This window comes from Pantoea ananatis PA13 (assembly GCF_000233595.1).
In the GTDB taxonomy this organism is placed as follows: domain Bacteria; phylum Pseudomonadota; class Gammaproteobacteria; order Enterobacterales; family Enterobacteriaceae; genus Pantoea; species Pantoea ananatis.
The window spans coordinates 3951206-3977363 of sequence record NC_017554.1; the positions used below are offsets into that span (position 1 = coordinate 3951206).

Here is a 26158-nt window from a genome sequence, read left to right on the forward strand (position 1 = left end):
GGCACGGCGCAGTTTCGAACTGATCTGTGCGGGGTTTTATGCGTTGGTGGCGGTAAGGTTTATGGTGTCGCTGAGATAAAGCCGTTCAGAGGCCTTCATTATATTCTCGGAGGTGTGATCCGCGCTATATCGCCTCCGTCACCAGTGATTGTAAAAGAAAATCCTCGCTGGCTTGCTAGCCCTCTCTTTATAGAATGCCATGGAATTTCAACTTTCATTTCTGTCACGGAACAAATAACTTTCACATCTAACAATATGAGTTACGGAAAAAATTCATCGAAACCACTGAATTGGTATACAGTTCACACTATTATTAATTTAAAAAACAAACCACATAACTTAGATTTTTAAAATAAGATCACATGCAATTCAACAACAACCATAGCTCGTAACAAATTAAATCGTAAAAATAAACCCACAACACATTAATTGAATATAAATTCAAATTCGCGAAAATAAAGTTGATAGCTTAATCTTTCATTTATATGATAAGCCACAAACCCTCACTATGGAATGGTACATCATGGCATTACAAGGAAAAGTGACGCTTGATGGTGCAGATTATGCACCTTTTAATTTATATGGTGTGGGTGTATTCATGGCCTTTTCTGGTAATGGTATCTACCGTAATAACGGTGCATGTGGTGCCGTTAAAAGTAACGGTCCGTTACCACTGGGTAAATACTGGATTGTAGAACGTGGCTCTGGTGGATTTTTTTCTAAAGCAAAGACGGAAATCCACGATACATGGAATAAATTTTATCATGGGACGGCCTTTGGACGCGATGAGTGGTTTGCTTTGTACAAAGATGACCTGAGTATTGATGACGGAACATGGATAGAAGGCGTTTACCGCGGATTATTCAGGCTTCATCCTGGGCAAGTATCAGAAGGATGTTTAACCATACCCCATAATTCAGATTACTCGCGCATAAGGGATGCAATCCTTAAAACGGATCCTGTTCAGGTCCCCTGCATGCGTGATCTTATGGCTCGTGGCTGGATTGAGGTGGTAACTAATGGTTATAGCTCTTGCCCGTAAGGCGGTTAAGATAATATTTTTTTTAATTATAACGTTTGCTGCTGCTCGCTCACTCGGTCATCCAGAGAACTACGCAGGCCATGAATTTCCCCGTCAGTTAGCCCTACTATTAACTGGTGATGTCAATGCAGAATCCATCTACGATGCCTATTTCTACATAGACGTCTTCACTGTCATAACGCTCAGCATTGTTTTTTATTTAATAACCATGATATTAATTAGAAAAATCAGGAGAAGTTAGTATGCCAATCCCTCCCTATATGTGGCTTAAAGACGACGGCGGTGCAGATATTAAAGGATCTGTTGACGTTCAAGATCGAGAAGGAAGTATAGAGATCATCGGACTGGGCCATGGTGTCAACCTCCCTGTTGATAACACTAACGGGAAGATTACTGGTACGCGTCAGCATTCATCAATGATGATTGAAAAAGATGTAGATAGTTCTACACCTTACTTTTATAAAGCAGCAGCTACTGGTCAAACATTAAAAAGTGCAGAAATAACGTTTTATCATATAAACGATGCAGGACAAGAAGTTTGTTATTACACTGTCCTGATGGAAAACGTTAAAGTCACTGGTGTTAACTGCGGCGTACCTAATGTCCGATTATCGGGTAATGATAAAATGAACCATATTGAAAGTATCAGTCTGCAGTATAAAAAGATCACCTGGCGAATTATCGATGGAAATATCCAGTTCACCGACGCATGGAACGAACGTGCTACCGCGTGAAAGTATGATATTTTTAAAATTGATAATGGCCAGCAAGAGACAATTTTTTGCTGGCATTTTTCAATGCCAAAATCTGCAATTCGATTATGAATAATTTATAAAATCATCATCACTTCTCGAAAATAACGACTATTTGAAGATTATCGCTGGCACTCAGTCATACAACCATTTTCCTGCCTTAGCTGATTCTATCAACATACCGATCGTAAAATCAGGCACGAGTATAGGTTCAATTTTCTTAAAGGGGTTCCACGAAAAAGGGACATCTGGATAGTACGTTTCAATCTTAAAACTGCCCCTCTTCACCTGGAATTCTTCGAAAAAATTATCCATCAGCTCTTCGGCTTCACCAGCATCTAATTGCATATCAGAGTCGATATCAGTATTGCAGTTTAACAGTCGTTGATTCTTTTCGTTGTTAAACAGGTAAAAGCCGTTGTGGCGGCGCGCAAGCGCAAAAACACGCTGTTCGATATCATCTGTCATAGTTAATCGCTTCCTGAATCACTGGGTTGTCTTCATGTAATGCGGGACAGGTAATTCTTGATACATCCCAAGCAAAACCTCCTGTTCAGCCAAGGGAAGCTGCGTAACAATGATCACATGACAGGGAGAAAGCATACTCAGTCTCTCGATAAACTGGAAAAGGGTCTGGCTGGCTGGTTACGTTAGTTTATAAAAAACCGTATAGTTTAACCCTTAGTGAAGGTATATGATTTTTTATAAACCAGCACCGTGCTTGTGCAAAAATTCGATTTTCCACTGCCTTAACTGTGCTTGATCTAATGCACCCGACTTCTCATTTTATTAACTCACCTGAGTCAATGGTAATATTACGCCACTTTCAAACACCTTCTAAAAAAATCTATTACTCTTTTAATTGAACAAGATGGATTTAATTACCCCCCCATTAAATTACTATAAATCAATCTTACCCTTTAATATAATCAGAAAAAAACAAGAAAAATCAATTAGCTTTGGGTTACAATAAAATTACATTCAAACATTATTCACAAGATTGTAAAGCGCTCCAGGTGTGATGCCGAACATATTTTTAAAATTACGTGTGTAATGAGCTTGATCGCTAAAACCAAGATCTGCAGCTACCGCCGAAATGGCATCCCCACTAAGAATAAGCTGCTTCGATAATTTGAGTTTTTCACATCGGAGCCAGGAAATAGGCGGTAAACCATAGGTGTGGCTAAAAATACGAACTAATTGCACTGGTGTAACGAAATTTTCGGCAGCTAAATCAATAAGGGACGGTGGAGATAACATTTCACTTTTCAAACGGCATGCGATTTTCTCCGCCAATAAACTATCATTATGACCAAGCTCACATTTATAGCGGACACCCGCTCTTTTGATCACGGTGTTCAAAAGGCACGCCAAGTGTTCAATCACTTCTCCGTTACTGTTACTGGAATCAAGGCAAAATCGGGCCGTTTCCCGAATCTGGTGAGCGGTATCCGGAGCGCAAAAAATGCTACGTTTAAACTCTTCATCATCGTGAAAACCCGACAGGCTTCTTAACATATCGGGTTGAATATAAAAACTATAGTAAAGCCATGTGTAAGGCGTAGGAATCGCTGACTGTACCTGGCCTGGGTTATAAATTGTGATTTCGTCTACGCTTGCTTCATCACTCTTACCGTCCAGCCAGATTTTTTCACGTCCTGAGACATTGGCACCAATGTAAAATTCATCATGTGAATGCTTAGGAAAAGCATGAGCAGTGCTGTCTGAGAAAGTAATCTCAACTCCGCTTATCTTCCGGTACGCCGTTATAGCCATTGTCCAGAGTGCTTCCTTTATGTCTGATTTGCCAAATCTCAGTGGCGAGTGAAAAACAACACAATAGCAAGATGGCCACGAGCGATGAATAGGTTGGAGACAACCTGGGATCTAAAAGCTGAAACACATAAGTAAACACAGGGCTTATGGACATAAAAATCATAACCTTAGCTGGTGCTAAATGTTTAATAGCATACTGAAGGCACCATAAAGGCAATATCACTCCCAATATAGCCAGAAAAAGGACGCCCGGGAACAGGCCACTATCGCTTAGATGTTCAATATTAACATCATAAATGTAACTAAAAGTAACTATTATGGTCAGGTAAAATCGGTGAGCCATGATTGATTCAGGAATACATTTTCTGTCACTCAGTTTCTTACTCAGTATATTCGACAAGATACTGAAGAAAGCACAGGAAATCGCTAAAACTATTCCAGCCACTATTTCATAGTTAGTGTAACTATGATTTTTATTATCCACTTGCAAGCTGATGATGCTCAACCATAACGAACACAGAGCAATCCCCAGAAGTAAACTTAATCTATATTGCCTTTTCTCATTACGGTATAAAAATGGAGAAATAATAACAATAATAAGTGGGGCAAATCCTGTAATTATTGCTGAAGCAATAGCGGGCTCTATATAACGAAGGCAATAAAAAAAAGTCACCCAAGAACCCACAGTAGTTATATTTAAAAGTGTAATGATAACAGGGTACTGCAAAGGAATAATATAATCCCTGCTTAATTTCACCAAGCATATGCATTGAAAAAAAACCAGCACTGTTGAAAATACAATAAAAGTCACTAGCATTGGATGCAAACTTTGCACCAAGTGGCCAGAATAAACTTCCTTTCCTGCATCAAGGAAATTATAAATTAACACCATAATGAGGCCAAAAACAGCACCAGTTTTTATTTCCATGATTTTCTCACATCAATTCAAACAATAAACCATCACTTTCAAGCTCGCGTATCTTTATATAATCACGTTTAATTTGATCTTCACAATCATGACAAAGATAAATAATTCCAGGGTTCGTAAAAAGATCAGTCGTGCGAAAAATATTTTCACCTTTTTCTGGCGTATGCATTAATCCAAAATAGGATGGAAACTGGCCGATTAACTCTTTACATCTGTTATTTTTGACAACGCCATCTTCTTTTGAAGAAAGTGTCACACAATAAAGATTTTTCTTGAGATTATACTTATCATTGATTTTCCCTAAAAAAGCATTCGGGTTGATATATCGCTCAGCAGTCAGGGTAACGTGGCTGTACCCAAGAGCAGAAATTACCGCATCATGCATAATCGTACCTTGCATTCTCGCAGCTGTTTCAATCAAAACAGGCCCCTGTTCAGTGATGATTAACTCGCTGTGTGAAGGACCATTATCAACACCCAGAAGTGTTAACGCCTTTTTCATATATGAAACAAGTGTATTTTGTATTTCTCCCCTAAAAGGAAGAAGGATTTCTTTTTCACATATCAAGGAAGCATCTGAAACGGGTATTTTATCATCTGTCCATATTTCAGTGATGAGATGCATGCCATCCATGCTGACGGCATTGACGATAAACTGTTGACCACGCAGTCTTTTCTGAATCAGTACAGTGCTGTTAAACAGACCGAGTTTATTTTTCTTACCAAGAATATTATTGAAAGCGTCTTCCAGCTCTACGTGGTTTTCACAGAACCTGACACTATCAGCTCCAGCACTGTCAACAGGTTTAACAACCACCGGCCAGCATTGATGCTGTTCTGCCCAGTCTACCGCTTTAATGACATCATCGGTGACAAATTGAGGAATAGATAAAAGTCCGCCATTATTAAGCGCCTCCTGCATTTGAAATTTATTTCGTCGCAGGGTACTGCTTTCCCAAGCGTTACCGGGTTTAGATAATCGATGGGAAAGATAGTCAGCGATTTTGACGCCTGTCTCTGTACCCGGGATAATATATGCCGGGTCAAAAAGTTGTAATTTCTCAACGATACTTTCGAATCCACTTAACTCATCTGAGTCAGGCACCATCAGAAAATCAAAGTTTTTGGGAATAAATGAAGGCAGATAATTATCCGGAATAACAGCATTAGACTGAACGTGTATACATTGCCATCCTGACTTCTTAAAAACTGGAGCCAGATCTGCGCCCGTTGAATAAGCATCCACAATGCAGATAATATTTTTCATAATTATAATCCTTTACGCGCAATGATAAGCAAATTATCGTCTTTCCCCTTCGGATTTTGTGAAAAATCACCATAAAGCTCGACACTGGAAAAACCACAATTTAGTAACGCATTTTGTAAAAATTCTTTTTCGTAGAGTCGTGTTGAACACGTCCATGACTGACCATCTTTGTCGTAATTTACCGTCAGAATCCTTTGCTCCCAATCCATAAAAAGCGTTTCAGTAACACCACTATTCATACGTATTAATCTGCCAGATACATCTATTCGATTCCGGGCTCTGTCCATATCGGCCAACTCCATTATCAGTATGCCCCCTGGATTTAGGGCTTCATACCATTCGGGCAAAACGGCCAAATCTTCATGTTCAGTGCTGCAGTAGCCAAAACTCGTGTAGACATTAATAAGAATATCGAATTTATCTTTAGGCAGATTACCCATGTCTGCATGGATATATACCGGTCCTTTACACCTCTTTTTAGCAACAGACAACTGCTCAAGAGATAAATCTAACCCCACAACCTCGTAGCCCAGTTCAAAAAGTGAAACGCTCATTTTTCCTATGCCACAACATATGTCGAGCAGACGAGGAAACTTACTGGGAGGAAATTTTTCTGCTATTGCTCTGGCTGCATCCTTGTAATTTTCATAGCGTCCCAGACAGTCTGATATTTCCGTAAAAAACACGGGAAAACCTGTGTCATCGTTCATTCCGCCCAGTGAAGTTTCTTTCGACATTTTCACTTCCCTTTATTTAATTAAGCCTGTGTATCCTGCGGATAAATTGCTTCCATTGAATCATGCGTAAGACCTTCATCCGCCAGATCGAAGTCATTGGCATAGGTGAAGACAATAACCGTCCGGCGAGACTCATAAGTGAGAGGAGAAATTCGATGCAGGGCATCCCGAGCCCTCAACAGATAGCATTGTCCCTGTGAGACATGGTGGCTAAAAATTGTATTATCTTTTAAAACGTTTTTAATCCACTCACGTGTTTCTTTTTTCTTCCAGGGAATACGTGGAACATATTCAACGCGAGCACCTGAAAGAACATCTGGCTCATCAATGACCCAGACCAATGCATAGGAATAATCATCCCAATGCCATCCATGCGTATCACCACTTTTATTTTGTGAATTAATTATAAACTCTTCGGGCTCATAAGGTACACGGTGTAACTTTTCACCGGTTATTTGCATAAAAAAATTAAGAATGCTTGGGCTATCAAAAAAAGCAGGTATATACTTCCCTCTTTCCCGAATCGCATTTCTGCCCACGCTATCATAAGCGCGCGGTGTATGACCACTTTCAGCAATAATTACTTCCCGACGCAACGACTCCTCTGCCAATAGTTCGCGCGCCTCATTTTCCATTGCTGTTTTTATATCACCAGGTAGTAAATCATCTATAACCACCATTAAGTCTTCTTCATAGTCGCTTTTCAGGTAGTTAATTAATGATGCTGGAAATGATTGAATATGCCTTTCAATTTTTTCTTCGATGTTAATCACTTTTTCGCCCTGTCCATAAGAAGTGTTGTATTTGCCCTTCTCATTCTCCGGCTATACGCGATTTTTTCTTGTACGTGATTTCAGAAAATGTCTAAATTTTGAGCAATCACACGACGCGATCACATCTGTTTAAAAATTTATTGGCATTTCTTTGAGAACAATGAATCACATCAGACATAATACGCTCTACTCTGCATCGTACCAGCCGTCTAAAACATATCGACGGCAGCTGGCCGTCTCCCGACAACGCCCAACAGCGCCGATCGCCTGCACAAGTATCTGGCTCGCTTTGCATTGAGTTGGGAAAACATCAAAGCCTGAGGCTCTCCCTACTGCCCCTCATAGCCATAGTAATCCACCGACAGGCGCTGGCCGTTAATCTCCAGATCGCGCCACGCTTTTGGCACTATGTCAGGCATTGCTTTACGCATAGCGCTATCGGCGCTTTGCGGCACGTTCGCGCTGCCTGTCTGCCGCCATGTGTTGCCGCGCAAGGTATAGATAACAATGAGGGATGAATGTGGGCTGTATAACAGCACTTCTGGCGAGCCATCGTTGTTGAGATCCTGCATCCACACCAGACAGGAACCCACATCCATCAGACAGGTTCTCAACGCCTGTTCTGAGCCTTTCTGTGCCTGCCACCAGCTTTCTGGCGGCGTTTCGCTACCCGGACGCACCGGGATAGCCTGCCTGAGCGTGCTGATATCGTGCTGAATGTCTGTCTTGTTATGCCCTGCCAGGATCTGCATCAGCATGACTTTTAATCTTACAGGATCCTCAAGCCACTGAGGATGGTCATTCAGCGTCTGCAACAGCTGGTTCCCACGTATAGAGATCCCCCGCGTCCGCTTTTGCTTTGCCCTGTTCGTAACGTGCCTGCTGGCTTGTGACCATAATGCGCCAGGGATCGATCACCGGTGAATGCAGCAAAAACCAGCCGCCGGACGCTAACGCCAGCATCAGCACGATATAGGTATTCATGCTGTTGGCGTTCTGAAACCAGACTGGTCGCTGGAACCACACCATCAGCAGCGAGCCGGCAAACGCAATAAACGCGATTACCGCGCCATAAACCCGATCCACCGTCCAGCCATAATCGGCAACACGCAGCCATACGGCCCAGACAGCCAGACCGGCCAGGAGCGGCGTCAGCCACAGTGCAGCCAGCACCAGTTGGGCGCTTACGCGCTGCCAGCGTGGTTCGCTCTGCTCTTTTATAACGACCATCGCGCTGAATATCAGCATCAGCAACGTCATGGTCAGCAGCAGCGTGGCGGCCGAGAACGATTTGGGGATAATCGCCAATCCGGTAAAGGGCAAACAGGCCAGGAACAGCAGCAAGGCGATCGCCTGCAACGGCACTATCACGCCCACCGCCAGCGTGACGACGTTGCGGTAAACACCGACAGCGCCAGGCAGACATCGACAAAATACAATGCCCGCCGCTATGACCGCACCGGTCGCCATCGACGGGAAAAAGTCATTTCTGAAAAAGAGCCGCTCGAACAGGCTAAGGCCGATCAGACTGAAGAGTTTGCTCCATAGCAACAGCACCAGCCAGAACAGCCCGGTCATGATGGCGGTCACGCATAGCGTAAAAGTGTTGCGCCACATCGCTTCGACGATGATTGCACTGCGGGAGAGGTTATTGTGCGGCGTCGGCGATTCATGGCAGATAGCGGCGAGAAACGGCATCGCCAGCACGAGCATAAGCAGGACCGCACCACTGTTTCTGAAAAAAGCATCATCATCATGAGACGCAGGAAAATTCCAGTGCTGCCAGCCGGTCATCAACGCAATCAACGGCAATACCGCAAGCGCACACAGCCAGGGTTTAACGGCGTTCAGGCGATTGAGCGTGAACGCCAGCACGCTGGCCGCGCCCAGTGAAAGTGGCCACAGATAATGCGCATAGCTCGCCGGCAAATGTAGCGCATCGGGCAGCGCCCCTGTCAGCCCGGCCAGCATACCAATCACGATAATGGTCCATTTTGTCCTGCCAGGGAAAGCGTCTTTTTGCAACATGGCGATCCTTTGCGGGTTAACCGAGGGGAATTGAATCAACGTCGAAAACGCATGAATTCATCTGAAACGAGCGGGGTTCTTCTGCGTGGCCTTTCGCAGTTTTTTATTATCACTCTCGATGCGTTCACGCCTGCCTGATTAAATCATCAGGTCATTTAGCGCGATACGAATGTGGGGCAACACATCCGCATCGCTGATCACAATCACTATTAAACAGGAATAGTCATCATGACTGTCATCAATTCTATTTCAGGTCAGATTGAAGCTAAAGATCAAACCTATACCCAGCGCTATGCGACCGTGGGTTATGTGACCCGCACTCCAAATTACCGCCGCGTTCCAGCGATTACCCTGAAAGGCTGTTGGTTAGGAGAAGCGGGTTTTCCGATTGGGGTGCAACTGGATGTGAAGGTCACTTGGTGCCAGATTATTATCAGCTTTAAGCCCAGGGACGTGATAAACGGAACGCGGGTGGGATCGGTTGAGGATCTGGCTTCGCTGTCTGTGCAGCAGAGAAAGCGGGTGATGAAGGCGATTGGGCTGACTGATTGGTAAGGGGTTGATGGGGCTTGCCCCTGCGGAGGTGGGGGCGAGTGGGGTTTTATAATAATTACTCCACTATAAGATCCGTGCCTAAAGGACAGGCATCTGAATTGAGGCGTTGGAAAAAGTTGATTTTATCGCTTAAGTGCCCATTACAATTGGATTTTTATCTTAAAAAACAACAAGCGTGACTAAATACTACATTGCGAGGGGAAATTAATATGAATCTTTAGGAAAATTAACACTAAAAACACATCAAAAAATTCCATATAAAAAAACTTCTTTTAGCATAGAGACCACTCATTACTGAATAATTTTATAACCTAATAATTATTTTTATCGATCTCGATGCTTAACAACAGAAAACAATAATCAAAACCTATCAAAAAACACATAACAGAAAGAATACTTGACTATAAATTCCATATAGAAAAGCTAATTGTAATTTTCACTCTCAACAGGCTAACAATTGCTGTTATTCATAGTGATTTTCTCGCATTTACCTATTAACTTGATAGGATATGAATAGTCTTGGAGAGGAAAATAACATATGCCATATGAATCACAGATAAGTCGTAATAATCCAACAGCATTTCTTTTCGTGGTCGATCAGTCCGGCTCAATGTCTGACAAAATGTCCTCCGGACGAAGCAAAGCAGAATTTGTCGCCGATGCGCTAAATCGAACGTTAATGAATTTAATTACTCGTTGTACAAAATCTGAAGGCGTCCGTGATTATTTTGAAATTGGTGTTTTGGGCTACGGCCATCACGGAGTTTCTAATGGCTTCTCCGGCCCTCTTGGAGGACAAGTACTCAATCCAATTTCTACTCTCGAACAGAATCCAGCCAGGGTAGAAGATCGTAAAAGGAAGATGGACGATGGTGCAGGTGGAATTATAGAGACAGCAATTAAGTTTCCAGTATGGTTTGATCCTATCGCAAGCGGTGGTACACCGATGCGTGAAGCCCTAACCAAAGCAGCCGAAGAATTGGTGATTTGGTGTGATTCCCATCCGGATTGCTATCCTCCAACTATCCTGCATGTGACTGATGGCGAATCAAACGATGGAGATCCAGAAGAAATTGCCAATCATTTGCGACAAATTCGCACCAATGATGGTGAAGTTCTGATTCTTAATATTCACGTTAGCTCTCTCGGTAATGATCCAATCAGATTTCCCGCCTCTGATACTAGCTTACCTGATGACTATGCCAAGTTGCTTTTCCGCATGTCTAGCCCTTTACCAGAGCACTTGGTACGCTTCGCGCAGGAAAAAGGGCATACGGTGGGAATAGAATCTCGTGGTTTCATGTTCAACGCTGAAGCAGCCGAACTAGTCGATTTCTTCGACATCGGAACACGTGCTTCTCAATTACGTTGAGTCCGCAATGAAACTGGAATTCTCAGGAACAGTTCCAAAAGACCCTGAATGCCCTGAGGCAAATGAGGACAAATTCGCCTTCTCCGAAGACGGGAGAAGGCTTGCTTTGTGTGATGGAGCAAGTGAATCCTTTAATTCAAAGTTATGGGCTGATCTTCTGACTCGCAAATTTAATGAAGATCCTAAAGTCAGGCCTGAGTGGGTAGCATCTGCTTTAGCAGAATATTCTGCCGCACATGATTTCCCGTCTATGTCTTGGTCACAACAGGCAGCATTCGAACGAGGAAGTTTTGCCACACTCATAGGCGTTGAGCAATTTGAATATCATCAGACGGTAGATATTCTTGCTATTGGGGATAGCATCACCATGCTGATTGATTGCGGGAAACTTATTCGTGCATGGCCTATTGATAATCCTGAAAAATTTAAAGAAAGGCCGACATTGCTTGCTACGCTTCCCACTCATAATAATTTCATTGGTGGAAGTACTTTCTGGACACTGCATGGAAAAACTTTTTACCTAGAAAAACTAGTTCAACCTAAGCTCTTCTGTATGACAGATGCGCTCGGCGAATGGGCACTGAAACAAGCACTGGCAGAGGATCCAGGTTTTATCGAATTACTTTCGTTGCAAACTGAAGAGCAGCTTGCACAGTTAGTTCTCAGGGAGCGTACAGCCAAACGTATGCATATCGACGACTCAACGCTGCTTGTCCTATCGTTCTAACGCGGAAATTAAGATGCCTTACCCGTCTCTTGAGCAATACAATCTGGCATTTCAAGAACATAGCAGAGTGCTAGACGATCCTGAATTAAAGTCAGGTACAGTCGCAACGACAGGATTGGGGCTACCACTCGCCATTAGTGGCGGCTTTGCGCTTACTTATACGATCAAATCAGGCTTTAAGAAATACGCGGTTCGTTGTTTTCACAGGGAATCAAAAGCGTTAGAACAGCGCTATAAGGCTATATCCAGGAAAATATCCAGCCTTCGTTCTCCCTATTTCCTCGACTTTCAGTTTCAGCCACAAGGGATCAACGTTGGAGGAGTATCTTACCCTATAGTCAAAATGGCATGGGCTAAGGGAGAAACTCTAGGAGAGTTCCTTGAGGTCAACAGGCGTTCTGCACAAGAGATGGCAAAGCTGTCGGCCTCAATTGAATCACTTGCCGCCTATCTTGAAAAAGAAAAAATTGCACATGGTGATTTTCAGACTGGGAATCTGATGGTTTCCGACGGAGGTGCTACCGTCCAGCTAATTGACTACGATGGAATGTTCGTTGATGAGATTGATACATTAGGAAGTTCAGAGCTGGGGCATGTCAATTTTCAGCATCCCCTTCGTCAAAAGACGAATCCGTTTAATCACACACTAGACCGTTTCTCACTAATATCTCTCTGGCTGGCACTTAAGTCATTACAAATCGATCCTTCCATTTGGGATAAATCAAATTCGGAACTGGACGCAATAGTTTTTCGAGCTAATGATTTTGTAGACCCCGGTTCATCATCCATCTTAGGAATGCTATCGGGCATTCAGCAGCTTTCCACTTTTATAAAAAATTTCGCCGCAATCTGCGCTTCAGCGATGGAAAAAACGCCTTCTCTTGGTGACTTCATTGCTGGAAGAAACATTCCCTTATCTCTAACTTCCGTTAGTATGAATGGGGATATACCAAGCAGCAGACTGAAATCTGGTTACATAAGTGCCTACGCCGTTCTGCCAGCCTGGGATTATAGTGCTTGCCTTCAGAGAGTTGGTGATAAAGTTGAAGTTATCGGTAAAATTATTAACGTAAGACTTGATAAGGACCGAAATGGAAAACCATATATCTTCGTTAATTTCGGGGATTGGCGGGGTAAAATCTTCAAAATATCCATATGGAGCGAAGGCCTCAGGTCTTTCCCTGTCAAACCTGATTCCTCATGGGTGGGGAAATGGATCAGTGCAATCGGTCTTATGGAACCACCTTACACTAACGACAAATATAAATATTCACATCTCGCAATTACTGTCACGACAATCGGTCAAATGACAGTTATCTCCGAAGCAGATGCCCGTTGGCGTCTTGCCGGGCCAAATAATAGTCGAAAAACATTAACTTCTACTAGCAGCAATCAAGAAGCTCTGGAGCGCATTAAGGGTAAGAGTACCACTTCAACTCCTAAGCCTGTGAGCAATAACGCCACAACTGCAAACCAGGCAATCCTCAGCAAGTTACGGGCTTCTACACAAAATGCATCGCAAGCAAGAGCGCAAACTCAGCATATTGTGCCTAATAAATCATCATCACCTTATGTAGGTCAGACGAGAACATCAGTTTCACAGTCGGTATCACCAGCTCAAAGCATTCAGAGTAAGACTGTTACTTCAAATCAACAGACTTCTAAGACAAATATAATCATAAAGATTTTCAAATGGCTTTCGAGATTGCTGCATTAATCAGCAAGGCGGGCGATATGCATATCACGATGCTTGTTTTCTAACAATCGAAAAATAAAGTAAAAAATGGATGCAGAGAAAATTCAGTCAGATATAGATGCTCTTTTAACATATATGAACGATGACCTGGAGAACCTCGGAGAGACGATCAAAACTGTTTCATTTGGATTTGATATGGACCAGAACGATCGCATTGCTATTGACGAGCGGCTCCCCTAGTCGGAAGAGTATTTGTTCAAAATCATCAACATCTGCCATTCCCGTTCTCTTCTACGTAAGGACTATGGAGATTTTGAACATGTATCCCTGACAGAAGAAGGCCAGAGCATGGCTATATCAGTCTAACATGGGAAAAACCGTTCTTACGAGTTAGGATCCAGCATGCAAATCGCGACGTTAAATGTTCATGGGCCAGCACAGGTTGGCAATCGCAATACGCAAAAAATTCACAATTTATTCAATAAATTACTTCATCACATCGAGGATATCTTCAGCTTCTGACGAAGAAAAGCAGTAAGCCAAAAGCCGGCTTGCTAAATTTTTGGAACACCCTTTGGTTGGCTCTATTGTCGGAGGTCTGGCTGGTTCACTTCCAGGTCTGACAGGATTGTAGTGGTCAACTAAAACTGGCCACCGCTTTAGAGTTTTTCCAGTATCGGTTTTCCGATTCGTTTGGGGGTAACCCACCGTTATAGTCATGCGGCCTTAGCGAGCTGTAATACCCGACGATATAGTCTGTGATCGCATGTGCAGCTTCGCTAAAGTTTATATAACCTGTCACTGGCACCCACTCGTTTTTCAGACTTCTGAAGAAGCGTTCCATCGGGCTGTTGTCCCAACAGTTTCCACGTCGGCTCATACTCTGCCTGATCCGGCAACGCCACAGTAACTGCCGGAACTGCCTGCTTGTATAGTGGCTACCCTGGTCACTGTGGAACATCACTCCGGCTGGTTTACCGCGAGTTTCCCACGCCATTTCCAGTGCTTTGATGGTCAGCCTGCTGTCCGGTGAGAATGACATTGCCCAGCCCACCGGTTTTCTTGCGAACAGATCGAGAACAACAGCGAGGTAAGCCCAACGCTTGCCTGTCCAGATATACGTCACATCGCCGCACCATACCTGATTAGGCTCTGTCACTGCGAACTGTCGCTCAAGGTGATTCGGGATAACGATGTGTTCATGACCACCACGTTTATACCGGTGGGTAGGTTGCTGACAACTCACCAGCCCCAGTTCTTTCATGAGCCTGCCGGCAAGCCAGCGTCCCATTCTGAAGCCTCTCAGGGTTGCCATAATCGCGATACTTCTTGCGCCAGCAGAGCCATGGCTGATGTTATGCAGTTCCAGAACCTGACTGCGTAACACCGCTCGCCTGCCGTCTGGCTTTTCGGGGCTTTTTTCCCAGTATTTGTAGCTGCTGCGATGAACCCCGAACACGTGGCAAAGTGTGACCACAGGATACTGCGCTCTGAGTTTCCCGATTAACGAGAACTGTTCAGGGAGTCTGACATCAAGAGCGCAGTAGCCTTTTTTAATATGTCGTTTTCCATTTCAATGCGTTGTAGCTTTTTCTTCAGCTCGCGTATTTCAATCTGTTCCGGGGTTATAGGGGAGGCTTTAGGTATTTTGCCCTGTCGTTCATCCCGCAACTGCTTTACCCATCGCGTCATGGTAGAAAGACCCACATCCATAGCACTGGCCGCAGCTGCAACGGTGTAGTTCTGATCAAGGACCAGTTGAGCTGATTCGTGTTTAAACTCTGCGCTGAAATTTCTTTTTTTCATTGGGACACCTGTGTTGTTCTGAGATGAGCATATCACCTCTATTCAGGTGGCCAAATTCAGTAAACCACTACACTTATGGAGTTTTTAAACGATGAGCTGACAGAAATACAGCAAGTAAAGCGGGTGGTTCAGCAGGCCATCGACCAGTACCCACGTCTGGCTGTCTCACCAATAGAATAGGTTCCTTTAGGAAGAGGTTCGAGCAGGTCACGGGGAATGGTGGCAAGAGATGTAGTGAATAAAAAGCCTTCGCGGTTCAACAGTGCGGAAGTCACCAGAGGCGTAACTATACCTGGTGCGCCTGCCGTACGTTCCTTGCCATACTTTAGCAGGCGGATCCATACCTGCGGCCGTAACAACACCTCGACGGTTTTAACCTGCTCGTCTTCGCCCTTGAAGAACGATTGCACGATCTCTTCACCCAACCTCCCCTGATCGACATCCATCCATTGCGTGAATGAATCTTCATCTTTGCGCTCAAATGCCCCTTTTCCAGACTCGGCATCAGCTAAGGTATTACGCCAGTATGAAGTGAATCCTTGAGTATTGCTGTCCATTCCCATCCCGTAACTTAAATAAAACTATTGATTTCGTTGATATAAAATCATCATGGTTAAACATTGTCCACGATGCGAGTACGAGCGCAAGAATTTGTTTGTGCTGAGAGGAATATCAAATTGCCTTTTGCCCTGAAGCTGTTAAAACAACCGAGGCAGAAGCCATTTATTATGTGATACAGCATGAATATCAAGCTGTTCTTTAACACCATCGTTCCATACTAGGTTAGGGCTGGACTAAGGAGCGTACTTGGTTAAACTGGGACGATTCGAAACTATCCTTGGCTGCTTGTACCTTTTTGTGAACATACCAACAGTCATGCAGGCGAAGTTTAGTTCTTCATTCAGATGTAAAAATGAGCAGTGATTAGGAAGAAAAATGGATCATAGTGTACACAACAAGCTTATCTCTTTTATTTGGAACATTGCCGACGATTGCTTACGCGATGTGTACGTTCGAGGTAAGTACCGCGATGTGATTTTACCTATGGTGGTTTTGCGACGTTTGGATACTTTGTTAGAGCCAACCAAGGAAGCAGTGTTGGCGGAAGTTAAGTTCCAAAAAGAAGAGATGCAAGCTACAGAGCTGGATGATGAGCCCTTAAAGTCAGTCAGTGGCTATGTGTTTTATAACACGTCAAAATGGACATTGAAGTCACTGTTTAGCACCGCGACGAACAATCAGCAAATACTTCTGGCAAACTTTGAAGAGTATTTACTGGGCTTTAGCGATAACGTTAAAGAAATCATTGAATGCTTTAACCTTAAGTCACAAATTCGCCACATGGCTTCGAAGCAAGTTCTGTTGGATGTGGTTGAAAAATTTGTCTCTCCTCACATCAATTTAACGCCAGAAATCGTGGAAGACCCTGATGGCAACAAGATGCCAGCCCTCACCAACTTGGGTATGGGCTATGTGTTCGAAGAGCTAATCCGTAAGTTTAATGAAGAAAACAACGAAGAAGCCGGTGAACATTTTACGCCCAGGGAAGTGATCGAGCTGATGACGCACTTGGTTTTTGATCCGGTGAAGGACCAACTTCCACTCACCATGACTGTTTACGACCCAGCCTGTGGTAGTGGCGGTATGTTGACTGAGTCTCAGAATTTCATTGAAGAGAAGTATCCCAACGAGAGCCGAGATATCTATTTGTACGGCAAAGAGATTAACGACGAAACCTACGCTATCTGTAAATCAGATATGATGATTAAAGGTAATAACCCTGAGAACATCAAAGTAGGCTCTACACTATCTACAGACGAATTTGCATCTTCGCGGTTTGACTTTATGTTGTCTAACCCGCCTTACGGCAAGAGTTGGGCGTCCGAACAGAAGCACATCAAAGATGGAAGTGATGTGATTGACCCTCGCTTTAAAGTGAGCCTGAAAGACTATTGGGGTAACGTTGAAGTAGTCGATGCCACACCGCGCTCAAGTGATGGCCAGTTGCTGTTCTTAATGGAAATGGTCAACAAGATGAAAGATCCCGGAGTCAGCCCACTTGGTAGCCGGATCGCATCTGTTCATAATGGCTCATCCTTATTTACAGGGGATGCGGGCGGTGGAGAGAGTAATATTCGCCGGTTAATTATAGAAAACGATATGCTGGACGCCATCGTTCAATTACCTAATAACCTGTTCTATAACACAGGTATTACTACCTACATTTGGGTTCTTAACAACAATAAGCCAGTCTCTCGAAAAGGCAAGGTGCAGTTAATTGATGCCAGTTTACTGTATCGCAAACTGCGTAAAAATTTAGGCAATAAAAACTGCGAATTTGCACCTGAACATATCACTGAGATCACCGATACCTACCTTTCTTGCATAGATGTTGAAAGGCAGTTAGACACAAACAATGACCCTATTGGTATTTCCAGTAAAGTTTTTAGCAATGATGACTTTGGTTACTATAAGGTCACTATTGAACGTCCAGACCGGCGTAAAGCACGCTTTACTCAAGAGGCCATTGCACCATTGCGTTTTGATAAGCAGTTTAGCGACATCATGATGCACTTGTATGCCGAATATGGTGATAATGTCTATAATAATACAGGTTTCGGCAGTGATCAGAAAAAGAGTTTTCTGAAATCCATTGAGAAAGAAATATTCGCCTGGTGTGAAGAGAACGAAATTAGCTTAAATGCAAAAGCCAGGACAAAACTACTTGATGTCAAGCATTGGTTGGCACTTAGAACCGTTCTGGAAACTGCTCAACAATTGATGTCTGACATTGGCGATCATGAATTTGATGATTTTAATGAATTCACGAGCCTTGTCGATAAATCACTTAAATTGAGTGGTGTAAAATTATCTGCGTCTGAGAAAAATGTCATATTGAATGCCGTCAGTTGGTATGACGAATCAGCAAAGAAAGTAGTTAAAAAAGTCGTTAAGCTAAGCGGTGACAAATTAAATGATCTGCTTGACCGCTATGAATGCGAAGTAGATGACTTGCCTGATTTCGGTTACTACCCAAGCGGGAAAAAAGGCGAATACATTACTTACGAGACTAATGCTGATCTTCGTGACTTTGAGTCTGTTTCATTGAAACAAAGCATTTATGAATACTTTCTCGATGAAGTAAAACCCTATATCGATGAAGCCTGGATTAATTTAGAAACAGTAAAAATTGGCTATGAGATTAACTTTAATAAATACTTTTATAGACATAAGCCACTGAGAGGTCTGGAAGAAGTGGCGAAAGACATTATTGCACTGGAACAAAAAGCGGATGGATTGATTGCAAATATTTTAGGTGTAAAAGTGAAAGAGGTTCAGGGAGAAGCTTCATGATTAATTCATTTTTAATACCTAAATATGAAGCATACACCGACTCAACCGCAGAGTGGTTAGGTTATTTACCTAGTCACTGGCAAACAATGAAAATGAAATTCTTATACAAAGATACTTCTACAAAAAACAAAGCTAGTGAAACACTTTTATCTGTTACCCAAAACAAAGGCGTTGTTCCTAGAGAATGGGTAGAAAATAGAATGGTGATGCCTTCTGGAAATTTAGAGAGTTTTAAATTTATTGAAAAAGGTGATTTTGCAATAAGTTTACGTTCCTTTGAAGGAGGCTTAGAATATTGTCATCATAATGGAATTATCAGTCCAGCCTATACTGTACTCAAGTCTATAAGGACTGATTTACAGGAAAGATATTACAGATATTTATTCAAATGCCAGGCTTTCATTTCGGAATTGCAAACATCCATTATTGGCATTAGAGAAGGTAAAAATATTAGTTATGATGAACTACAAAATTCATTATTACCTATACCCAATATTCAAGAGCAACTCTTAATCGCCAGCTTCCTTGACAAAAAAGTTGCGCAGATTGATGATGCTATTTTGATAAAGGAGCAGGAAATCAAACTGCTTAAAGAATGCAAGCAAGTCTTAATTCAAAAGGCAGTCATACAAGGGCTTGATCCAAACGTACAATTGAAGGACTCTGGTGTGAATTGGGTTGGAAAAATCCCAAAACATTGGGAGGTCAAGCGCCTTAAATATATTTTAGAAGAGCGAAGTGAACGGTCAAAAACAGGAGAAGAACCACTGTTTATGGTCAGTCAGATTCATGGTTTAGTTGTTAGGGCAGATTATCACGATAAGGCAGAAGTGGCTGCTAGCAACATTGACAACAAAGTCGTTTACGAAAACGACCTAGTTTTTAATAAGCTGAAAGCCCACTTGGGTGTATTCTATAAAAGCTGCATTGAATTTAAAGGATTAGTCAGCCCTGATTACGCAGTATATAAATGTAAAGCTCACATAGTAGATGCGAAATATTTGGAGATATTATTTCGTCATCCCTCATATATCGAACAATTCATTATTCGAGCAACAGGAATTGTAGAAGGCTTGATTAGATTATATACCAGTGATCTTTTTGACATTCATGTACCAGTAGCACCCGCAGAAGAGCAATTGGCAATTCTAGCATATGCTGAAGAACAATCTAAAACATACGACTTTACTATTGATTTGCAACAGAAACAAATAAAAAAACTAAAAGAATACAAAGCCACTCTGATCAATAGCGCCGTGACAGGAAAAATAAAAATTACACCAGAGATGGTGGAATAATAGGACGCTGTAATATGTTCACGGGGAATTATCAAATCAGCCAAGTTAAGGCCAAAAAGCTCAGCGAATGTAGCTTTTGGGCCTTTAGCGCACAACGTCTTAAGAAATTGACGGCGTACCGACCTAAAGCACTATGCAAAGAACTGCAGATAGTACTACAGGGAGATAGTTTTGGTAATGCCCGTGAACATCTGGATCTACTGGTGCTAAATAGAGTTATTTTGAATAAGGGATCTTACAACTATGGTTAGTCAAACCAATGAACAAGCATTAGAGTCAACCATTGAAAAATGTTTGGTAGGTATCAGTGCTGAAGAGCTTAAAGGTGGCCTAAGCCCCCAGTTCTCCGGTACAGGGTATGTCATTGGTGCTTCTAGTGACTTTAATATGCAATATGCCATTGATGAGCGTTTTTTCTGGAAATTTCTAGAAAAGACACAGGAAGCTGAACTGACTAAATTACAAAAAAATAATCCAGCAGATTGGCAACGCAAGTTATTGGAACGGTTTGATCGACTCATCAAAAAGCACGGTATTTTGCACGTACTCAAGAAAGGCCTGAGTGTAGATGATGCCCATTTTATTTTGCTCTATCCGGCACCACTAGCGAGCAGTAGCGAGAAGGTAAAGCAAAACTTTGCTGATAACGTTTTTAGTTGTACCAGGCAGGTACGTTACTCGGTAGCGAATCCTTTACAAGAAATAGACATGGTGTTGTTCATCAACGGTATACCGTTGATCACCTTGGAGTTAAAAAATGCCTGGACGGGACAAACGGCTCGCTACCATGGGCAAAAGCAATATCGTGACGATCGTGATGCTACTCAGCCATTACTGACCTTTGGTCGTTGTCTGGTGCATATGGCAGTGGATACGGACGAGGTCTATATGACCACGAAGTTGGCGGGAAAAAATACATTTTTCTTGCCGTTCAATAAAGGGCACAATCTTGGCCAAGGTAATCCCCCTAACCCAGCTGGCCACAAAACGGCATATCTATGGCAAGAGATATTCACCAAAGAAAGCCTGGCCAACATCATTCAACACTTTGTCCGTCTGGATGGCACAAGCAAAGAGCCATTACCGAAGCGAACCTTGTTTTTCCCTCGATACCACCAACTAGATGTTGTCAGAAAATTGGTCGATCATGCTGCCACTCATGGCGTTGGCCAGACATATTTAATTCAACACTCGGCTGGTTCTGGTAAGTCTAATTCAATTACCTGGGCTGCCTATCAGCTTATTGAGACCTATCCTGCTACCGAATCTGAGGCAGGTGGTAAAAGCTTGGAGCAGCCTTTATTCGACTCTGTGATTGTCGTGACTGACAGACGCCTGTTGGATAAGCAATTGCGGGATAATATTAAAGAGTTCTCAGAGGTAAAAAATATTATTGCCCCTGCGCACAAATCATCTGAGCTTAAGCAAGCACTTGAAAACGGCAAGAAAATCATAATTACGACGATTCAAAAATTTCCGTTTATCATTGATGGTATTGCCGATCTGAGTGATAAGCGTTTCGCCGTGATCATCGATGAGGCACACAGTTCTCAGTCAGGTTCAGCGCATGACAATATGAACCGAGTAATGGGTAAGGCTGGAGTTGAAGAGGCTGAAGATGCTCAGGATAAAATTCTTCAGGCAATGAAGTCGCGTAAAATGCGAGGTAATGCATCGTATCTGGCGTTTACTGCAACGCCGAAAAACAGCACGCTAGAAAAATTTGGAGAGCGTCAGGAAGATGGTGCATTTAAACCCTTACATCTTTACTCGATGAAACAAGCGATAGAAGAAGGTTTTATTCTGGACGTGCTTGCCAATTATACGACTTACAAAAGCTATTATGAGATTGAAAAATCGATAGCTGACAACCCAGAGTTCGATACTAAAAAAGCCCAGAAAAAACTTAGAGCCTATGTTGAACGTAGTCAGCAGACTATTGATACGAAGGCAGAGATCATGCTGGAGCATTTTGTGCCTCACGTGGTAAATGCGAAAAAGCTCAAAGGTAAAGGAAAAGGGATGGTAGTAACTCAAAACATTGAGACTGCCATTCGATACTACAAAGCCATCAAACGTATACTTGAAGAACAAAGCAACCCATTTAAAATTCTGATTGCATTCTCGGGTACGAAAGAAGTTGATGGGATTGAGTACACTGAAGCCGATATCAATGGCTTTGCCGAAACTGATACTAAAGATATGTTTGACACTGATGAATATCGACTTTTAGTCGTCGCCAACAAATATCTCACCGGATTCGACCAGCCAAAGCTTTGTGCGATGTATGTGGATAAAAAGCTAGCGAGCGTCTTGTGTGTGCAAGCATTGTCGCGACTCAATCGTAGTGCACCCAAGTTGGGAAAGAAAACAGAGGATTTGTTTATACTGGATTTCTTCAATTCTGTTGAAGATATTCAGTTAGCATTTGATCCGTTTTATACAGCCACATCTTTGTCGCAAGCCACCGATATTAATGTGCTGCATGAGTTAAAAGACGAAATGGATGATGTGGGGGTCTATGAGTGGCTTGAAATTGAAGAGTTTGTAATTCGTTACTTTAATAATGAGGATGCCCAGACTCTCAGCCCGATAATCGATGTTGCAGCAGCTCGTTTTGACTATGAGTTAGAACTCGAACCTGAAGCTAAAGTTGATTTCAAAATTAAAGCCAAACAATTCGTGAAAATCTATGGGCAAATGGCCTCTATCATGCCTTATGAGATGGTGACTTGGGAGAAACTGTTCTGGTTCTTGAAATTCCTCATACCTAAGCTGAAAGTTGAAGACCCTGATGCAGATGCCATTGATGAGCTTTTAGATTCTGTTGATTTGAGTTCCTATGGGCTGCAGCGTGTGAAGCTCAATCACACAATCAAGTTGAGCGATGAGGAAGCGGAGCTTGATCCACAAAACCCAAACCCACGTGGAGCACATAGCAGTGAAAAGGAAAAAGATCCATTAGACGAAATAATCCGTACCTTCAATGAGAGGTGGTTCCAAGGGTGGAGTGCTACGCCTGAAGAGCAGAAAGTGAAGTTTATAAACATTGCTGAGAGCATTCGTAATCACCCTGATTTTGAGACTAAGTATAGAAATAATCCTGATCCACATAACAGAAACTTGGCTTTTGAAAAGATGCTCAAAGAGATTATGTTGCAACGACGTAAGGATGAGCTGGAGCTTTATAAGCTGTTTGCAGGAGACTCAGCATTCAAAGCATCCTGGACACAAAGCATGCAACGAATGATCGGTGAGTAAATTGGAGCTTCCCCAGAGATAATGCTGTATTGGTTGCTAAGATCAGCGAAAAAATTAGAATTGAAGAAGAGTTGAGGTTAATAAACCTCAACTTAATTCATGCCATAAGAAAATTGTTACAGCATTTAAATTAAACACCCCAAACATTAACTGTTTTTGCATCAAAAATTTTTACTTTTGCGTGGAATTTTGATTGTATTGAACGAATATGTTCCGCATCATTATCAGAATAAACCCCAATATAAACACTCCATAGTTTTGGAGGGGTTTTATTTTGAGCATGCGTCGCTTTGTTGATCGCTTCAATGATATGCTCATCATACTCACCAAAATTAAAACCAAAAGTAATCAAAGAGCCATCGACTGATGATAATTTATCAAAACAATGAGATAGATATCTATTATGCCTAATGTGGTTAAGTTTTTCATCTCCGTTTCCGGCTGTTACAAATATTGGATAACTTCCTCTATCGAGTCTTTTTTTAATCTTTTCTAATAAAAAATTACTTTGATCATATTGTTCCTTTTCAATATCAACCCCTGAGTCAAAAATATGTAAAGCACCATGTAAATAATGAATATTTTGGTTCTCTATATTTGGCCCCCACACAAGTTCCGAATATTCAGCCGTTTCTCCACGGAGCACTTCATCAAGATTTTCTATCTCTCGACCAAAGCCATCGATAGCATTTTCAACATGCTTGCGCATAAGGGTCCAATATAATAACATGTCATAATTCGTAGAAAAAACATGCCCGCCGCTTTTAATAAATAGATTTAAGAATTCAGCACAAGCAATTATCTTTTTCTCTGGGATTTTATATACATGCTCAGGATGAAGTTGATGTATCGAACTTAGCAAACCGTCTTTCAACTTTTTGCTTGCTAAAATAATATCACTCTGCAACTTATCATCCGAGCCAAAAGCCTTTAACAAGGCCAATGTTGTATCTAATTGCTGCATTACTAATTCAAAATTTTTAGTTTTTATCACATCAAAAAGTTTATTGATTAATTGATCATCTCTCGACGTTAAAAAATTATAAAGGGCATTATATGAGAATATTTCGTTATCATAGGCCATACTAAAACCATTCCCCATAAGTAGAGAATATGGCCGAGATTTCTTATGTAAATAAGTAATTACTTCCTCAAAACTCATTATTTCCATTTAATTCTTTATTCCTAAAAAATCCAAGTTTGGATATACTTACTATTATTCACAGCAGTAAGAGTAAAGAAGTCGATAGTAAACATCTGTAATCTTCATCACATTTACATAAGCAGACCATCTTCAAATGAAAGAAAATATGTTATAGTGAGTAATAATCATACACTTATAGGAAAATGCACTGAGGTTTTTCATCAAAGTATCTCAGCGCATTTCAATTATTTTTCGAAAAATCAAACGGACTTATCCCCTTCACCCGATTAGCATCCAGATAATCCGCCCACCACTGCAACATCAGTCTGCGTTCATCCAAGTGCTCGGCCTTATGGATATAAGCTGCACGTACTGAGTTACGCTCCTGGTGACTCATCTGCCGCTCTACCGCATCTCTCGACCACAGCCCCGACTCAATCAACGAACTACACGCCATCGTCCTGACCCCATGCCCACAGACTTCCGTTTTTGTGTCATAGCCCATCACTCGAAGAGCCTTGTTCACCGTATTCTCACTCATCGGCTTACGGGGATCGTGATCGCCTACGAAAATCAGCTCTCGATTCCCATTCATGCTTTTGATCTTTTCCAGAATGGCTACTGCTTGCCGCGACAAAGGAACAAGGTGAGGAGTCTTCATCTTCGAACCACGCTGAGAATGCTTTACACCTTCCAGCGGTTCACGCTCACCAGGGATCGTCCACATAGCCGTTTCAAAATCCACTTCTGTCCAACGGGCAAAACGCAGCTCGCTTGAACGGATGAAAACTAACAAAGTGAGTTCAACAGCCAATCGAGTTAAGGGTCTGCCAGAATAGTGATCAATGCGATGAAGCAATTCAGGAATGCGGTTAAGCTCCAGAGCAGCACGGTGCTGTCTTTTCGCCGTAGCAACCGCGCCAGCAATCTCTTGCGCGGGGTTGTAGTCGATTAAACCACTCTGCACTGCAAACCGCATAATCGCGGTAGTCCGCTGTTGCAAACGAGCCGCAACTTCGAGTCGTCCGGATGATTCCACCGCTTTGATGGGTACAAGAAGATCCCGCGTCTTCAGTTCCGCAATGTTCCGCTTACCAATGGCATCAAAAAGATTATCCTCCAGACTTTTCAAAACACGAGCGCTATGCGATGCGGACCACTTCTGATTGCTGGCATGCCATTCTCGGGCAACCACTTCAAACGTTATCGCTTCCTGCTCTTGTTCTACCTTAGCAGCTTTCTTATTCTCACTAGGGTCGACGCCGTTAGCTAATAGCTTACGGGCTTCATCCCGGCGTGCCCGGGCATCCGCCAGCGACACTTCAGGGTATTTCCCCAGCGCCAACATCTTCTCTTTACCACCGAAGCGATAACGTAGCCGCCAGTATTTGGAGCCGTTAGGGTGAACCAGCAAAACCATACCGTCGCCGTCAGTAAGTTTATAGGCTTTTGCTTCAGGCTTAGCCGAACGAACCTTCACATCACTCAGAGCCATGATGAGTATCCTTTCAAGGGTTCTGTGTGGGTACAAGCATAATCGAACCGGGATATACCCGCAGATGTACCCACATCAGTAAGTTGATGTAGATTGAATCAGGTTGACTTAGGTTGAGTGAAAAAGCGAGGAAAGCCTTGCGGATAC

At 42.6% G+C, this 26158-nt stretch carries 21 protein-coding genes and 1 pseudogene; 10 read left to right on the forward strand and 12 right to left on the reverse strand.

What is annotated here, in order from left to right; genetic code table 11:
- Positions 1-523: 523 nt before the first annotated feature.
- Both PAGR_RS18645 and PAGR_RS18655 read left to right on the forward strand, forming a co-directional pair.
- The gene (locus tag PAGR_RS18645) at positions 524-1042 is read left to right on the forward strand and encodes a DUF2778 domain-containing protein (RefSeq protein ID WP_014606684.1); all 519 of its coding nucleotides are present in this window, start codon (positions 524-526) and stop codon (positions 1040-1042) included.
- 242 nt (positions 1043-1284) lie between these two features.
- On the forward strand, positions 1285-1776 hold the full coding sequence (locus PAGR_RS18655) for an Hcp family type VI secretion system effector (protein WP_014606686.1): 492 nt from the start codon (positions 1285-1287) through the stop codon (positions 1774-1776).
- A gap of 153 nt (positions 1777-1929) precedes the next feature.
- Here the strand turns inward: PAGR_RS18655 and PAGR_RS18660 are convergent, their stop codons facing one another.
- From PAGR_RS18660 to PAGR_RS18685, 6 genes are all read right to left on the reverse strand, one after another.
- Complete coding sequence (locus PAGR_RS18660; protein ID WP_014606687.1) at positions 1930-2262, reverse strand: DUF1493 family protein; 333 nt, start codon at positions 2260-2262, stop codon at positions 1930-1932.
- 513 nt (positions 2263-2775) lie between these two features.
- Positions 2776-3570 carry an AraC family transcriptional regulator gene (locus PAGR_RS18665; protein ID WP_014606688.1) on the reverse strand — a complete coding sequence of 265 codons (795 nt, stop codon included), beginning with the start codon at positions 3568-3570 and terminating at the stop codon, positions 2776-2778.
- Positions 3533-4498 (reverse strand): DMT family transporter, encoded by a 966-nt coding sequence (locus PAGR_RS18670; RefSeq protein WP_014606689.1) that lies wholly within the window; start codon positions 4496-4498, stop codon positions 3533-3535. The genes PAGR_RS18665 and PAGR_RS18670 overlap by 38 nt, the downstream gene beginning before the upstream one ends.
- Positions 4499-4505: 7 nt before the next feature.
- Entirely contained in the window at positions 4506-5765 is a 1260-nt protein-coding gene (locus tag PAGR_RS18675; protein WP_014606690.1) for an ATP-grasp domain-containing protein, read from the reverse strand.
- Positions 5766-5767: 2 nt separating this feature from the next.
- Entirely contained in the window at positions 5768-6502 is a 735-nt protein-coding gene (locus PAGR_RS18680) for a class I SAM-dependent DNA methyltransferase (protein WP_014606691.1), read from the reverse strand.
- 20 nt (positions 6503-6522) lie between these two features.
- Entirely contained in the window at positions 6523-7275 is a 753-nt protein-coding gene (locus PAGR_RS18685) for a HalD/BesD family halogenase (RefSeq protein WP_014606692.1), read from the reverse strand.
- Positions 7276-7491: 216 nt separating this feature from the next.
- Between PAGR_RS18685 and PAGR_RS24480 the strand changes: the two genes are divergently transcribed.
- Positions 7492-7596 carry a hypothetical protein gene (locus tag PAGR_RS24480; RefSeq protein WP_494400764.1) on the forward strand — a complete coding sequence of 35 codons (105 nt, stop codon included), beginning with the start codon at positions 7492-7494 and terminating at the stop codon, positions 7594-7596.
- Positions 7597-7604: 8 nt separating this feature from the next.
- Here the strand turns inward: PAGR_RS24480 and PAGR_RS18690 are convergent, their stop codons facing one another.
- Both PAGR_RS18690 and PAGR_RS18695 read right to left on the reverse strand, forming a co-directional pair.
- Positions 7605-8090 (reverse strand): hypothetical protein, encoded by a 486-nt coding sequence (locus PAGR_RS18690; RefSeq protein ID WP_014606693.1) that lies wholly within the window; start codon positions 8088-8090, stop codon positions 7605-7607.
- Positions 8074-9303, reverse strand: coding sequence for a DUF4153 domain-containing protein (locus tag PAGR_RS18695; protein WP_014606694.1), 1230 nt, complete (start codon positions 9301-9303; stop codon positions 8074-8076). The genes PAGR_RS18690 and PAGR_RS18695 overlap by 17 nt, the downstream gene beginning before the upstream one ends.
- 228 nt (positions 9304-9531) lie before the next feature.
- Here PAGR_RS18695 and PAGR_RS18700 point away from each other — a divergent pair, with 228 nt between their 5' ends.
- The 4 genes from PAGR_RS18700 (at position 9532) to PAGR_RS18715 (ending at position 13674) form a co-directional block, all read left to right on the forward strand.
- Positions 9532-9858 carry a SymE family type I addiction module toxin gene (locus tag PAGR_RS18700; protein ID WP_014606695.1) on the forward strand — a complete coding sequence of 109 codons (327 nt, stop codon included), beginning with the start codon at positions 9532-9534 and terminating at the stop codon, positions 9856-9858.
- Between the two features lie 538 nt (positions 9859-10396).
- Positions 10397-11230: a TerY-P anti-phage system-associated VWA domain-containing protein gene (locus PAGR_RS18705; protein WP_014606696.1), complete on the forward strand. Its 834-nt coding sequence runs from the start codon at positions 10397-10399 to the stop codon at positions 11228-11230.
- A gap of 7 nt (positions 11231-11237) precedes the next feature.
- Positions 11238-11957 (forward strand): hypothetical protein, encoded by a 720-nt coding sequence (locus PAGR_RS18710; RefSeq protein ID WP_014606697.1) that lies wholly within the window; start codon positions 11238-11240, stop codon positions 11955-11957.
- Between the two features lie 13 nt (positions 11958-11970).
- Entirely contained in the window at positions 11971-13674 is a 1704-nt protein-coding gene (locus PAGR_RS18715; protein WP_014606698.1) for a BUD32 family EKC/KEOPS complex subunit, read from the forward strand.
- Between the two features lie 616 nt (positions 13675-14290).
- Here PAGR_RS18715 and PAGR_RS18725 read toward each other — a convergent pair.
- Positions 14291-15459 (reverse strand): IS3 family transposase gene (locus tag PAGR_RS18725; RefSeq protein ID WP_085980264.1). Its coding sequence is split into 2 segments (ribosomal slippage): positions 14291-15210 and positions 15210-15459, totalling 1170 coding nucleotides; the frame shifts between segments, so codons are not numbered across the junction.
- Positions 15460-15623: 164 nt separating this feature from the next.
- Positions 15624-16016: pseudogene (locus tag PAGR_RS18735) on the reverse strand (DNA helicase); the annotation flags it as partial.
- A 379-nt stretch (positions 16017-16395) separates the two neighbouring features.
- Between PAGR_RS18735 and PAGR_RS18740 the strand changes: the two are divergent.
- The 3 genes from PAGR_RS18740 to PAGR_RS18755 all read left to right on the forward strand — a co-directional run bounded on the left by PAGR_RS18740 (position 16396) and on the right by PAGR_RS18755 (position 23372).
- Positions 16396-18813, forward strand: a complete 2418-nt coding sequence (locus tag PAGR_RS18740; protein ID WP_014606701.1) for a type I restriction-modification system subunit M — start codon at positions 16396-16398, stop codon at positions 18811-18813.
- The gene (locus PAGR_RS18745) at positions 18810-20111 is read left to right on the forward strand and encodes a restriction endonuclease subunit S (protein ID WP_014606702.1); all 1302 of its coding nucleotides are present in this window, start codon (positions 18810-18812) and stop codon (positions 20109-20111) included. The genes PAGR_RS18740 and PAGR_RS18745 overlap by 4 nt, the downstream gene beginning before the upstream one ends.
- Positions 20112-20354: 243 nt before the next feature.
- Complete coding sequence (locus PAGR_RS18755; protein ID WP_014606703.1) at positions 20355-23372, forward strand: type I restriction endonuclease subunit R; 3018 nt, start codon at positions 20355-20357, stop codon at positions 23370-23372.
- Between the two features lie 130 nt (positions 23373-23502).
- On the opposite strand, the gene PAGR_RS18760 is transcribed toward PAGR_RS18755, so the two are convergent.
- Both PAGR_RS18760 and PAGR_RS18765 read right to left on the reverse strand, forming a co-directional pair.
- Positions 23503-24534, reverse strand: a complete 1032-nt coding sequence (locus PAGR_RS18760) for a DUF4917 family protein (protein WP_237711070.1) — start codon at positions 24532-24534, stop codon at positions 23503-23505.
- Between the two features lie 223 nt (positions 24535-24757).
- Positions 24758-26011 (reverse strand): tyrosine-type recombinase/integrase, encoded by a 1254-nt coding sequence (locus tag PAGR_RS18765; RefSeq protein ID WP_014606705.1) that lies wholly within the window; start codon positions 26009-26011, stop codon positions 24758-24760.
- Positions 26012-26158: the final 147 nt, after the last annotated feature.

Coding starts and splice junctions, on each gene's coding strand:
- PAGR_RS18645 (WP_014606684.1), top strand. CDS start 524: ATGGCATTACAAGGAAAAGTGACGCTTGATGGTGCAGATTATGCACCT.
- PAGR_RS18655 (WP_014606686.1), top strand. CDS start 1,285: ATGCCAATCCCTCCCTATATGTGGCTTAAAGACGACGGCGGTGCAGAT.
- PAGR_RS18660 (WP_014606687.1), bottom strand. CDS start 2,262: ATGACAGATGATATCGAACAGCGTGTTTTTGCGCTTGCGCGCCGCCAC.
- PAGR_RS18665 (WP_014606688.1), bottom strand. CDS start 3,570: ATGGCTATAACGGCGTACCGGAAGATAAGCGGAGTTGAGATTACTTTC.
- PAGR_RS18670 (WP_014606689.1), bottom strand. CDS start 4,498: ATGGAAATAAAAACTGGTGCTGTTTTTGGCCTCATTATGGTGTTAATT.
- PAGR_RS18675 (WP_014606690.1), bottom strand. CDS start 5,765: ATGAAAAATATTATCTGCATTGTGGATGCTTATTCAACGGGCGCAGAT.
- PAGR_RS18680 (WP_014606691.1), bottom strand. CDS start 6,502: ATGTCGAAAGAAACTTCACTGGGCGGAATGAACGATGACACAGGTTTT.
- PAGR_RS18695 (WP_014606694.1), bottom strand. CDS start 9,303: ATGTTGCAAAAAGACGCTTTCCCTGGCAGGACAAAATGGACCATTATC.
- PAGR_RS18700 (WP_014606695.1), top strand. CDS start 9,532: ATGACTGTCATCAATTCTATTTCAGGTCAGATTGAAGCTAAAGATCAA.
- PAGR_RS18705 (WP_014606696.1), top strand. CDS start 10,397: ATGCCATATGAATCACAGATAAGTCGTAATAATCCAACAGCATTTCTT.
- PAGR_RS18710 (WP_014606697.1), top strand. CDS start 11,238: ATGAAACTGGAATTCTCAGGAACAGTTCCAAAAGACCCTGAATGCCCT.
- PAGR_RS18715 (WP_014606698.1), top strand. CDS start 11,971: ATGCCTTACCCGTCTCTTGAGCAATACAATCTGGCATTTCAAGAACAT.
- PAGR_RS18740 (WP_014606701.1), top strand. CDS start 16,396: ATGGATCATAGTGTACACAACAAGCTTATCTCTTTTATTTGGAACATT.
- PAGR_RS18745 (WP_014606702.1), top strand. CDS start 18,810: ATGATTAATTCATTTTTAATACCTAAATATGAAGCATACACCGACTCA.
- PAGR_RS18755 (WP_014606703.1), top strand. CDS start 20,355: ATGGTTAGTCAAACCAATGAACAAGCATTAGAGTCAACCATTGAAAAA.
- PAGR_RS18760 (WP_237711070.1), bottom strand. CDS start 24,534: ATGAGTTTTGAGGAAGTAATTACTTATTTACATAAGAAATCTCGGCCA.
- PAGR_RS18765 (WP_014606705.1), bottom strand. CDS start 26,011: ATGGCTCTGAGTGATGTGAAGGTTCGTTCGGCTAAGCCTGAAGCAAAA.